The 11,966-nt window shown below is 65.8% G+C and carries 12 protein-coding genes; all 12 read right to left on the bottom strand.

The features are described 5' to 3' along the window. Positions 1-4 precede the first annotated feature (4 nt). Positions 5-427: a Zn-ribbon domain-containing OB-fold protein gene (locus HEQ22_RS04570; RefSeq protein ID WP_432770018.1), complete on the bottom strand. Its 423-nt coding sequence runs from the start codon at positions 425-427 to the stop codon at positions 5-7. A gap of 3 nt (positions 428-430) precedes the next feature. After that, positions 431-1,588, bottom strand: a complete 1,158-nt coding sequence (locus HEQ22_RS04565) for a thiolase C-terminal domain-containing protein (RefSeq protein ID WP_432770017.1) — start codon at positions 1,586-1,588, stop codon at positions 431-433. Position 1,589: 1 nt separating this feature from the next. Continuing rightward, positions 1,590-2,387, bottom strand: coding sequence for an enoyl-CoA hydratase/isomerase family protein (locus tag HEQ22_RS04560; RefSeq protein WP_432770016.1), 798 nt, complete (start codon positions 2,385-2,387; stop codon positions 1,590-1,592). Further along, entirely contained in the window at positions 2,384-4,009 is a 1,626-nt protein-coding gene (locus HEQ22_RS04555) for a class I adenylate-forming enzyme family protein (protein WP_432770015.1), read from the bottom strand. The genes HEQ22_RS04560 and HEQ22_RS04555 overlap by 4 nt, the downstream gene beginning before the upstream one ends. Further along, positions 3,996-5,030 carry an acyl-CoA dehydrogenase family protein gene (locus HEQ22_RS04550; protein WP_432770014.1) on the bottom strand — a complete coding sequence of 345 codons (1,035 nt, stop codon included), beginning with the start codon at positions 5,028-5,030 and terminating at the stop codon, positions 3,996-3,998. The genes HEQ22_RS04555 and HEQ22_RS04550 overlap by 14 nt, the downstream gene beginning before the upstream one ends. A gap of 3 nt (positions 5,031-5,033) precedes the next feature. Beyond that, complete coding sequence (locus tag HEQ22_RS04545) at positions 5,034-6,188, bottom strand: acyl-CoA dehydrogenase family protein (RefSeq protein WP_432770013.1); 1,155 nt, start codon at positions 6,186-6,188, stop codon at positions 5,034-5,036. 2 nt (positions 6,189-6,190) lie between these two features. Then, positions 6,191-6,940 carry an enoyl-CoA hydratase family protein gene (locus HEQ22_RS04540; protein WP_432770012.1) on the bottom strand — a complete coding sequence of 250 codons (750 nt, stop codon included), beginning with the start codon at positions 6,938-6,940 and terminating at the stop codon, positions 6,191-6,193. Continuing rightward, positions 6,940-8,022, bottom strand: coding sequence for an NAD(P)H-dependent flavin oxidoreductase (locus HEQ22_RS04535; RefSeq protein ID WP_432770011.1), 1,083 nt, complete (start codon positions 8,020-8,022; stop codon positions 6,940-6,942). The genes HEQ22_RS04540 and HEQ22_RS04535 overlap by 1 nt, the downstream gene beginning before the upstream one ends. Then, positions 8,019-8,933 carry an enoyl-CoA hydratase gene (locus HEQ22_RS04530; protein ID WP_432770010.1) on the bottom strand — a complete coding sequence of 305 codons (915 nt, stop codon included), beginning with the start codon at positions 8,931-8,933 and terminating at the stop codon, positions 8,019-8,021. Before HEQ22_RS04530 ends, HEQ22_RS04535 begins: the two co-directional genes overlap by 4 nt. Positions 8,934-9,054: 121 nt before the next feature. Beyond that, positions 9,055-9,849 carry a CoA-transferase subunit beta gene (locus HEQ22_RS04525; protein WP_432770009.1) on the bottom strand — a complete coding sequence of 265 codons (795 nt, stop codon included), beginning with the start codon at positions 9,847-9,849 and terminating at the stop codon, positions 9,055-9,057. A 12-nt stretch (positions 9,850-9,861) separates the two neighbouring features. Further along, positions 9,862-10,731 carry a CoA transferase subunit A gene (locus HEQ22_RS04520; protein ID WP_432770008.1) on the bottom strand — a complete coding sequence of 290 codons (870 nt, stop codon included), beginning with the start codon at positions 10,729-10,731 and terminating at the stop codon, positions 9,862-9,864. Between the two features lie 88 nt (positions 10,732-10,819). After that, positions 10,820-11,965: an amidohydrolase family protein gene (locus tag HEQ22_RS04515; RefSeq protein WP_432770007.1), complete on the bottom strand. Its 1,146-nt coding sequence runs from the start codon at positions 11,963-11,965 to the stop codon at positions 10,820-10,822. Position 11,966 lies beyond the last annotated feature (1 nt).

Genomic DNA, 11,966 nt, shown 5'->3' with positions numbered 1-11,966 from the left:
TCCCCTAAATCTTTATGGCGGGGCGGAACGCCGGCAGCGTGATCTCCGGCGTGACGCGGTTGTAGACGATCTCGACCTTCATCCCGGCGCGCATGTCCTCGGGCGCGCAGTCGAAGATGTTGCCGGTCATCCGGCAGCCTTCGTCGAGGGCGACGATCGCGACCACATAGGGGACCTCGTCGGCATAGAGATCGCGCGGTACGGGGTGACGCACGACGATCCAGCTGAAAATTTCCCCCTTGCCGCTCGCCTGGACCCACTCGGGAATTTCGAGCGAGCCGGGGCAAAAAGTGACCGGCGGGAACAGATGTTCGCCGCTCGATGCGCAGCGCTGGAGCATCAATTTACCCTCGCGCATTCCGTCCCAGAACGGCGTGCTTTCGGAATCGGGAACGGGCAGCGGCCGCGAATAGGCATTTTTTTGCATCACTCAGTTCCTCAGGATCATGGCGCTGCCGCAGGTCATCGCGCCCGCGGTGGTCAGCGCGATTTCGGCGCCGTCGATCTGGCGCGCTCCGGCGGTGCCGCGCAGCTGCTCGACCGCCTCGATCACATGGTTGAAGCCGTGGATATAGGCTTCGGAGAGCAGGCCGCCGTGGGTGTTGAGCGGCAGCTCGCCGGTGCGCGCGATCCGCCCATCCATCACGAACGGCCCGCCCTCGCCTTCCTCGCAGAAGCCGAGCCCTTCGAGCGCCATCAGCACGCTATAGGTGAAGCAGTCGTAGATTTCGGCGACGTCGACATCCTTGGGGCCGATACCCGCGCTGCCCCACAAATCGTCCGCGAGATATTTGAAGCAATTGTGCGAATGGCTCGGCCAGCGGATCGCATCGAACAGATCGTCGCCCTGGCTCGGCCCGCCGCCATAGGCACCACCCATGATGTAGACGGGCTTCTGCTTCAGATCGCGTGCCTGCTCGGCCGAGGTGATCACCACCGCGCAGGCACCGTCGCTTTCGAGGCAGATGTCATACATGCGGAATGGATCGACGATGAAGCGCGAGTTGTAATAATCGTCCTTGGTCATCGGGGTGCGCTGCATCGCGCGTTCGTTGATCACCGCATTGTCGCGAAAAGTCGTCGCGATTTCGGCCCAATGTTCCTCGGTCGTGCCATAGTCGATCATGTGGCGCCGCGCCCACATCGCCATCGCCTGCGGATAGGTGATCCAGCCCAAGGGCGCGGTATATTGGGTCACGCCATAGGCCGACATGTCGCGCCCGCCACCCAGACGAAAGCCCGAGCGCCCGTTCATGGCGCGGAAGCAGAGGACGTTCTTCGCCAGCCCCGCCTCGATCGCCGCAGTCGCCGCGAGCGTGATCAGGTTCGCGCCGTTGCCGCCCGCGGCATAATCGACCGCATAGCCGGCGTTCTCGATGCCCATCTCGGTCGCGACGCCCATCGCGGGGGCGCTGTCGTTGAAGTTGAAGCTGACGATGCCGTCGATGTCGGCGACGGTCAGCCCCGCATCCTCGATCGCCTTCAGGCACGCCTCGGTCGCAAGGCTTCGCACCGTGCGGCCGGAAAATTTGCTGTATTCGGTGTTGCCGATCCCGGCGATCGCATATTTGTCGCGCAGCTTGAACATATCAGTCTTCCTTTCGCGTGCCGAAGCGCGGCGCGCGTTTTTCCTTGAAGGCGAGAAGGCCTTCGGTGGCGTCGGGTTCGGTGGTCGCGTAGCGGTGGACGAACGCAATCTCCTGCCGCAGCCCCTCCGCATACGGCGTATCGAGCGTCATGTTGGCGAGCCGTTTGGCGCCGGCGAGGCCGATCGCGCTTTTGGTCGCCATGCCCGCGATCCATTCTTCGGCAGCGGCGATCAGTTCAGCATCGGGAACGACTTTAGTGACGAGCCCCCAGTTTTCCGAGGTGCGCGCGTCGAGCAATTCCCCGCTCAGCATCAAGTGCTTGGCGCGCAGCAGCCCGATTGCGCGCGGCAACCGCTGCGATCCGCCCGCACCCGGCAGCTGGCCGAAATTGAGATGCCCGTCGCCGATCTTCGCGCTCTCGGCGGCGAGCGCCATGTCGCAGGCAAGGAGCAATTCTATGCCGCCCGCGACACACACGCCGTTGACCGCGGCGATCCAGATCGCGCGCGCCTGCTCGATCCCGGTGAGCATGTCGTAGAAGTCGCCGAGGAAGGCCTGGAACTCGTCGGGATGTGCATAAAGGTGGATATAGCCGTCGAGGTCGCCGCCCGCGGAAAAGCTGCGCCCCTCGCCGGTCAGCAGCACGAAGTCGACGCCCGGCGTCGCCTCGATCTCGGCGACTGCGGCCTTTAATTCCTTGACCGTCGACCAGTCGAGCGGATTGAGCTTGTCGCCCCGCGCCAGCGTGACGCGGGCGGTCCGGCCGTCATAGGCGAGTTTGAGATTCTGGTACGTCATGCCGGCACCGCCCAGCGCTTTTTCGCATCGGCGGCGAGTTCGCCCTTGGCGACCTTACCGCCCGACGAGCGGGGCAGATCGTCCATCAGGACGAGATATTCGGGGAACCATTCGCGCGACACGCCGCGCATCCGGAGATGGCTGGTGATCGCCTCGAGCGTCACCTCCTGATGGGGTCGCGGCGCGACATAGATGCACACGCGTTCGCCGAAGACCGCATCGGGCGCGGGCACTGCGGCGACAAGCGCGACCGCGGGATGTGTCGCAACCTCGGCCTCGATTGCGGGCGCCGAGAGGTTCTTGCCGCCGCGGATGATGAATTCGGACGTGCGCCCGACCACGCGCAGATAATCCTCGGCATCGATATCGACGATGTCGCCCATCAGCATCCAGCCGTCGGGGGTGAACAGCTTGGCGTTCGCCTCGTCATCGTCCCAATAGCCGAGGCACAGAGCGGGGCCGCGACAACCCGGCTGTCCGCTGCCCTGAACCTCTTCGCCGGTCGCGGGGTCGAACAGGCGGACCTCCATCTCGGGAATGATCTGACCCGCCGTGTTGAGCCGCCGGTCGCGCGTGTCCGCGGCGGTGGTGTTGCTGAGCGCGCCGGTCTCGTTCGATCCATAGAATTGCAGAACGGCAGCGCTGGTCACTTCCTCGAACTCGGCGGCGCGGCGATAGGGAACGGCTTCGCCGCCGGTGAACATGCATTTGAGCGACGACAGGTCGCGCGGACGTTCGGCCTGCTCGTTGAGCAGCATGATGAATTGGGTCGAGACGCAGCAGAGCACCGTCACGCGCTCGCGCTCGATCATGTCGAGCGCGGTTCCGGCGTCGAACTTGGGCAGCACGACGGTCGGGCACCCGAGGATCGCCGGCGAAAAATGCGCCGTCCACAGGCCGAAGCCGAAGGGCATCGGCACCGCGCCCATGAAAATTTCATCGTCGCCAAAGCGTCCCGCCTCGGCCGCGAGCTGGTGGAAATAGAACCAGCGATTCTGCGTGTGCATCACGCATTTGGGCATGCCCGTGGTGCCCGAGGTCGAGTTGATCAGGAACAGTGCGTCGGGATCGGGGGTGGGTAGCGGCGGATGGTCGGGCAACTCTCCGGCGCTCCAGTTGCGCCGCGCCATCAGGTCCGGGACCGCGAGATAATCATCGAGCGAGGCGCCTAGCTCGCGCACCGCATCGACCAGTTCGGGGAGCGTGCGGTCGCGCATCTGGTCATGAGCGATGAGCAACGTCGCGCCGGTGCGTTTCAGCAAATGCACAATCTCGGCAACCCCGGCGCGCGCGCCGATGCCGACGGCGACCATGCCGGCGCGCTCCACTCCGAGCAGAGCAGCGTGCACTGCTGGGCCATCGGGCAGCAGCACCGCGACGCGGGCGCCGACCGGCAAACCCTTCGCGGCAATCAACGCCGCGATGCGCGTCGCTGCGCGATCATATTCGCCCCAGCTGAAGCGCCCTGCGGGCGTAATCCATGCGGTGCGCTCGGGGCGCGTTGCAGCAAGCGCGGCGACGCGGTCGGACAGCGTCGTATCGCCCCACCAGCCGGCGGCGCGGTAACGCGCGGCGACCCGAGGATCGGCGCGCAGGCTGCGGGCGACCTCAAGCGGCTTCACGGCGTGCCTCCTCGCCGGGCGGCACATCGAAGGTGCGGTCGGCGCCGAGCGGAGCCGATACCATGTGCGCGGCGACGCGCGCGCGATGGAAGGCGGGGCTTCCCCACGCCTGTCCGAGCGCAAGGCTGCGCTTGAGCAGGAAATGGACGTCGACTTCCCAGCTGAATCCCATTGCGCCATGGACCTGCACCGCGGCGTGCGTCGCGACATCGGCGGCGGCGGTCGCGGCGAGCTTGGCGTGGCTGATCCGGGCCGACAACTGCGGCGTGGCGGCGGCGGCAAGGATCACCGGCCGAGCGAATTCGATCTTCACCTGCGCATCAGCGAGATGGTGCTTCACCGCCTGGAACGAGCCGATCGGTTTGCCGAACTGCTCGCGGTCCTTGGTATAGGCCACCGACATATCGACCGCGCGCTGCGCAAGGCCGAGCAGCTGCGCCGCGGCAAAGAGCGCGCCGTGGCCGAGCGCCATGTCCCACAGCGCAGCGCCGCCGATGCGCGTCGCGGGCGTCGGCGTCCAATCGACCGCGAACAGGCGGCGAAAAGGGTCGATGCTTTCGTGCCGGGTGAGCGCAACCTGTTCGCGCGCGACGAGGTGCACATCGTCGCCATCGGCCAGCAGCAGCGCCGCCGCGCTATCGGCATCGGCCACCAGTGGATTGATCGGATGCCCGACCGCGATCCGCGACCCGAACAGCGCCTTATCCAGATTGGCGCCCGCCGCGACCAGCATCGGCACCGCGACGCCGGCATGCTCGACGAGCGGTTCGGGCAAGGCAACGTGGCCGCAGGCGATTGCGATCAGCGCCATCTCGACCGCGCCAAGACCCGCGCCGCCGGCTTCCTCGGGCCCCATCACCCCCGGCAGGCCCATCACCAGCATCTGCCCCCAGCGACCGCGGTCGATCGCCTCGCCGCTGTCGAGCAGGCGGCGAAGGTCGGCGCCGGTGCAAGTTTCGGTCAACAGGCGGCCGACCTCGCTTGCCAGCATCTCCTGTTCGTCGGTCAGGCGGAAATCCATGATCTACCTCGGCATACCGAGCATCCGCTCGGCGATGATGTTGCGCTGGATCTCGTTCGCGCCGGCGTAGATCGGCCCCGCGAGCGAAAAGACATAGCCGTCGAGCCAATCGGCGACGGGAGCCGCAGCGACCGGCAGGCCGGCGGTCAGTTCAGCCTCGGCGCCCAGCAGCGACAGCGCGGTCTTGTGGATGTCGAGATCAAGCTCCGACCAGAAAATTTTGTTCGTGCTCGTCTCCGGCCCGATCGCGCCATCCGCCATCAGCCGGCTCGCGGTCGCATAGATCGACAGCGCATAAGCGTCGGCGTCCATCCACGCCTGCATCACCTCGGCGCCGAGCAACGGGTCCGAGCCACGCGCCCTCCACAGCTCGACGAGTTTTGCCGCGGCGACCTGAAAGCGTGCGGGGCTGCGCAGCATCAACCCGCGCTCGAACCCCGCGGTCGACATGCACACCGCCCAGCCCTGCCCTTCGTCACCCAGCCGGTTGGCGGCGGAGATGCGGACATCGTCGAGGAACAGCTCGGCAAAGACCGGTTTGCCGTCGAGCCGCTGGATCGGCTTGACCGTTACCCCCGGGGCGCTCAGCGGAAAGAGGATCAGCGACAGTCCCTTGTGGCGCTCGCTACCGGGTTCGCGAAATAGCCCGAACGCCCAGTCGGCATGGACCGCGCGCGACGACCAGATCTTGTGGCCCGAAAGGATATAATCGTCGCTATCTCGCGTCGCGGTCGCGCGGACACCCGCGAGGTCGCTGCCCGCGCCCGGTTCGGACCAGGCCTGTGCCCAGATGTCGTCGCCCGACGCCATCGCGGGAAGGAAGCGCGCTTTTTGTTCGGCCGTGCCATATTCGATCAGGGTCGGTCCGAGCAGGAAGATACCGTTCTGGTTCACCCGCCCGGGCGCGCCGGCGCGATAATATTCCTCTTCGAAGATCAGCCAGCGGATCAGGTCGAGCCCGCGACCGCCATATTCGGTCGGCCAGGTGACCATGCCCCAGCCGCCCTGATGCAGCGTGCGCTCCCATTCGCGGTGCGCCTCGAAACCCGCGCGCGTCGAATCGAAATCGGGCAGCGGCGAGGTCGGCACATGATCGGCCATCCACTGGCGGACCTCGGCGCGAAAGGCCTGTTCCTCAGGGGTGTAGCGTAGATCCATGGTCAGAATTTCGCGGTCGTGCCGGTTGCGACGAACTCGTCGCGCGACCGCTGGCTATCTTCGTGCATGTACATTTCCAGCGTGAAGCCCTGTTCGAAACGATAGCCATGGTCGACGTCGCGCGGCTCGATGCCGTTGAGCGCTTCCTTCGCGAGCACCAGCGCGCGGCGGCTTTTCGACGCGATGATCGCGGCAAAGGCGCGCGCTTCGTCCGCGAGCCGCTCGGCGGGATGAACCGCCTCGACCGCACCCAGTCGATAGGCTTCGGCGGCGGGGATGCGCCCGCCGGTGAAGAAGGCCGCGCGCACCTTCTGGAGCGGGAACATCCGCTGCAAATGGCTCGCCCCGCCCATCGCGCCGCGATCGACCTCGGGCAGCGAGAAATAGGCGTTGTCGGCAGCCAACACGACGTCCGACGCGCCACAGATGCCGATCCCGCCGCCGATGACGAAATTGTGGACCGCGGTGACAACGGGCACCTCGCAGCCGCGGATCGCGCGGAAGGTCAGGTAATTGCCACGGTTCAGCGCGACGATGCGCTCGGGATGCGCCTGCATCTCCTTGATATCAACGCCACCGCAAAAACCGCGTCCTTCTGCGCGGATGAGGACGCAGCGTACCTCGGGATCGCGGCCAAGGCGCTCGACGTGGCCGGCCAACTCGTTCCAGCCCTGGCTGTCGAGCGCGTTGACCGGGGGGTGATCGAGAATGATCTCGCCGATCCGGTCGGCGATATTCGTGCGTATCGGCATCAGACTGCTATCCTTTGAAAGCCCGGTGCAAGCGCGGCGAGGCGCGTCCTCGCATCGCTCTCGATCCGGCTCAGCAGATCGGCGACGCTCGGCAGATCTGTGAGGCGACCGGCCACTTGGCCCGTCGCCATCAGCCCGCCATCGCCATCGCCCGACACAACCGCGCGCTGGATCAGCATCGGCGCGGCCGCGGCGCGCATCGCTCCGGCAAGCGTCAGCCCGCCATGATTGCGCATGCCTTGCGCCGCGCGGATGAGGTCGCCCCACGAGGCGCCGGTCGCGCGCTTCATCTCGAACCCCGCCGTGAGCGCATTGCGCCATGACGCAATCGCGCCGCCGGCGGTCAGCCGCGCGAGCCTGGCGTTGCGGATCATCCGCTGCGGCAAGCCATCGACCGCGCGCGTAACCTCGATATTGTCGGTGCCGGCGGCAACATAGCGCGCCTTGATCGCCTCCGGCACGGGGCTGTCGCGCGTCATCAGGAAGCGCGTCCCCATCGCGATGCCAGCGGCGCCATAAGCCAGCGCCGCTGCGAGGCCGCGCCCGTCGGCAAATCCGCCCGCCGCCACGACAGGCAAGTCGACGCTGTCGAGCACCTGCGGGAGCAGGACGGTTGTCGCGACGGCGCCGGTGTGCCCGCCGCCCTCGCCGCCCTGCACGACGAGCATGTCGACGCCGAGCGACGCCATTTTCTGAGCATGTTTGAGCGCGCCAACGGTCGGCACGCACAATATCCCTGCGTCACGGAACCGCCCGATCATCGCGGCGTCGGGTCCGCGTCCGAAGCTGACGGCACGGACCTGGTCGCGATGAGAGAGGATGATCTCGACCAGGTCCGCGGCGCCCGGCTGGAACATATGAAAGTTCACACCGAACGGCTTGTCCGTCATTTGCCGCAAGAGGGCGATCTTTGCGCCGGCATCGGCGGGGGTCATCACCGCCGCGCCGAGGAACCCGAAGCCGCCCGCCTCCACCGTCGCGGCGACGAGCTGCGGCTCGGCGATCCAGCCCATCGCGGTCTGGATCACCGGCAGCCGGCAGCCGAGCATCGCCGTCATCACCGTGGCGAGCGGATCGCTCATCCCTCGCCCGATTCCTTTGCGCTGCGCCCGGTGCTTCGGTTATCCGCCGCGGCGCTCTTGCCCGTCACGCCGCCAAGCGAATTGCCCGTGGTGAGATCGTTCTGGGCATGGGCGAAATGATGCATGTGGAAAACCGCGTCCATCGCGCTGCGCTTGCCGCGCAATTCCTCGACATGATTGACCGCCTGCTTGGTCAGCCACATGCCGAGCGATGCCTGCGCCGCGAGTTTCGCCGCCATGTCGGCCGTCGCCGCCTCCAGCTCGTCGCGCGGCACGACCTTGTTGACCATGCCAAGACCGTACGCGCGCTCGGCAGGCATGCGGTCGCCGAGCAGCAGGAATTCCTTGGCAACGCGCGGCGGCAGTTCGAACGCATGGGCAAAATATTCGACCCCGGGGATGCCCATCAGCCGCGACACGGGGTCCTGGAAAAAGGCATCGTCCGACGCGACGATCAGGTCGCATACCCAGGCCAGCATCAGCCCGCCGGCAATGCACGCCCCCTGCACCATCGCAATCGTCGGCTTGGTCGCATCGCGCCAGCGGCGGCACATGCCCAGATAGACTTCCTGTTCGCGCGTGTAGAGCATTTCGGCGCCCGGACGCCCGACATGGTCGGGCACCAGATGCGCGCGGGCGAAGGTCCGCGTGATGTCGCGGCCCGGCGTCCCGATATCGTGACCTGCACTAAAGTGCTTGCCAGTCCCCGCGAGGACGATCGCCTTGACCAGCGGATCGTCGACGGCACGCCGAAACGCATCGTCGAGCGCATAGGTCATCTGACTGTTCTGCGCGTTGTTGTAACGCGGGCGGTTCATCGTCACCCACGCCACGCCATCCCTGACCTCGTAAAGGACCGGCTCGTCGGTTTCATACACGATGTCTGCCGCGTCAGATGCCGCCGTCGTCATGGGTCGATCCTCTCCGTGTTTCGACTATCAATCATTATAATGTTGAGGGTCGTCAACAGCGCGGCCGATAGCGTCGCAGCAAGTCTGCCGTGCTTTCCCGACATCGCACCTTCGCGAGCGATCACGCCGCGCGAACGGCGAGTGGATTCCCCTTGATCAGCGAGGCGCGAATATCGTGCGGGTCGAGGCGGCGGATGATCGTGAGGGCGGCCTCGTCGGGGACTGCGGTTTCGGCAATCGCACCCTCGGGCACGACCACGTCGAAACCGGTGTTATCGTGCACCTCTTCGATCGGGACGCCGGGGTGAAGCGAGACGAGCCGGATCGCGTTGGCGGGTCCGCCGAAATCCATCACGCACAAATTGGTGACGATCCGCCGCAGCTCCAGCCGGTGCGGTATCTTGCCGTCCAGCCAGCGCGCGGGATTATAGCCCGCCGAGCAAACGAAATCGACCTCGCCCTCCACCAGCGCGCGCCGGTTGTGCTGCGGGAAGAAATAGCTGTTCGGGTGCGAAATGCTGTTGCCGGGAAAGCCGCGCGCGCCCAGCAACGCCGCCTTCGGCGCTGAATGGTCACCGATGACGCTGATGTTCGACTGGCCGAAACGGTCGAGTTGCACCGGTGCCACGAGCGCATGGCGGCGTCCGCCCCACAGATTGTCGAAGGTGCGGGCATAGGGCGCCCAGCCCTCCGCCGTCGGCCCGCCGTCGCGCGGCCCGATCGGCGCCGGTTCCTCGACGAACATATTCTCGCCGTCGGTGATCATCAGCCGCGGGTTGAAGCTCAGCTTGGCAAGGCTCGCACCGAGCCGCGGGATCGGGGTGATCCCGGTGGCGAGCCACTCGGGGTCGCCGCGCCAGACTTCGGCGCAGGCGGTGACGAGCAGGTCGGCAAGCGTGGCGTCGGTATCAGCCATGCGGATGCTCCCTCAATAAATCGGGGCGGGAATGGCGCGGATCGCCTCCCCCCCGCCGGCGGCCGCGACATAGGCGGCCTGATCGACGTCGATATATTGCGCCCGATACGCGTCCCAGGCATCGCCTTCCGCGGCGGCGTAGGAACGCAGATGCGCCAGATCGAGCTGATAGTCGGGCGCAGCGCTGGTCGGATGCGCGCCGAACGGCACTTCGGCGACGCCGCTGATCAGCGCGCGTTCGACAAGGTGGTGACGCGCATGGTCCGGCAGGCCTAGCTCAGCGGTCGAAACCACTTGCTCAGCGGTGACGAAGGTGCGGTGGGCGGCGCGGGCCATCAGTTCGTCGAAAAAGGGATCGGGCGAAAGCGTCAGCACATTGCCCTTCTCGTCGCTGCGATGAACGTGGAGCAGCGCGACGTCGGGGCGCAGCGCGGGCATGGCGATCAGCGTCTCGCCATCGTCATAGGGGCTGGTGACCGTCTTGAAGCGCGGATCGTCGGCGATCGACGTCCCGATCCCGACGCGCGTCGGCAGGAACGGCAAGTGCATGGCGGCGGCGCGCAATCCCCAATGGAGCATACCCTCGTCCATTTCCCACACCTGCATGCCCGCCTGACGGGCGGCCTTGAAATGCGGTTCGATGGGGATCTGGTCCATCGAGACGAACGCGAAGATCAACTGACGGATCTTGCCCGACGCCGCGAGCACGCCGACATCGGGGCCGCCATAGGCGATCACCGTCAAATCCTTCAGCGACGATCGGGCGATCGCCCGCACCAGCGCCATCGGTTTACGGCGCGTCGCCCAACCGCCGATCGCAATCGTCATTCCGTCGCTGAGTTCCGCCACGATGGCGTCGATCGGCATCCGCTTGTCGAGCATGTTCATTCCCGCGCAGGCGAGCGGAGCCGGCCGCCCGTCCCCCGAAGGAACGGGCGCCGCAACCCCGCTGCATTGTCATCCAATCGGCTCAGACGGTCAGCGCCGCCTGACCCTTGACTTCGACCGGCTGAACTTCCGGGAATTTGTAAAGCTTCTGGGCGTTGCCATGCAGGATCGCCTGCTTCACCGGCCCCGGAATACCCGACATCGATGCCTGGATGGTGCGCCAGCTGTACGGATAGTCGGCGCTGATGTGCGGATAGTCGGTCGACCACAGGACGCGTTCGGGGTTCATGAAATCGAGGTTATTGAGCCCGAAGCTGTCGGTCATATAGCCGAAGTAGAAATGCTCATCGATATATTCGCTGGGCAGGCGCTGCAGGCCGAAATGATTGACCTTCTCGAGGCGCTGGTAATTGTTGTCGATCTGCTCCTTGACGTAAGGCACCCAGCCGAAGTCGACTTCGGCAAAGGCGACCTTCAGGTTCGGGTAGCGATCGAACACGCCGTTGAAGATGAATTCGATGCACCGGTTCGGGGCATCGAAGAAACGGCCATAGCCGGGCAGCTTCGCCTTGTGCGGGCTCGGCTTGTAGATGCCCAGCGCGACGTGGATGTTAAAGCTCACGTCGCGCTCGTTGATCGCGGCCCACAGATAATCATGTTCGTCGGTCATGACGGTGGTGCCGGTCGGATAGGCCTGCGCCATCACCGCGCGCATGCCGGGACGGCCAAGCACGCGGTTCATTTCCTCGACGGCAACCTTCACGCCGCCGCGGTTGGGGAGGAAAACCAGTCCGCAGAACCGGCTGGGATCATAAGCGACATATTCCGAAACCCAGTCGTTATAAGCGCGCACGAGTTCGAGATGGAATTCCTCGTCCTCGACCAGCGCCATTGCGGCCTGGATCGACGGGGTCGGATACATGACCTCGGCGGTCACGCCGTCGCGGTCCTGTTCTTTCAGGCGCTCGGCAGGATCCCAGCCACCCTTGCGCATGTCGTCGAAGCGCATCCACGCCTTCGTCTCTTCGGGCGGCAGGCCGGCGCAGGCGTTCCAACCGAAATTGCGCGGGCCGTCGAGCCCCTCGAAAATCCAGCCGTCGCCTTCGGGAAAGCTTTCCATGCGCGGAGCACGGTCTTTGAATTTTTGCGAAACGCGCTTGGTGAACAGGTCGCCCGGTTCGTTGAAGTGGCTGTCCGCCGAAATCAGCTTGGTGTTTCCAAGAGGCATC

The organism is Sphingopyxis sp., from assembly GCF_050916055.1.
GTDB lineage: Bacteria > Pseudomonadota > Alphaproteobacteria > Sphingomonadales > Sphingomonadaceae > Sphingopyxis.
This window is presented reverse-complemented; position numbering and strand designations above follow the sequence as displayed.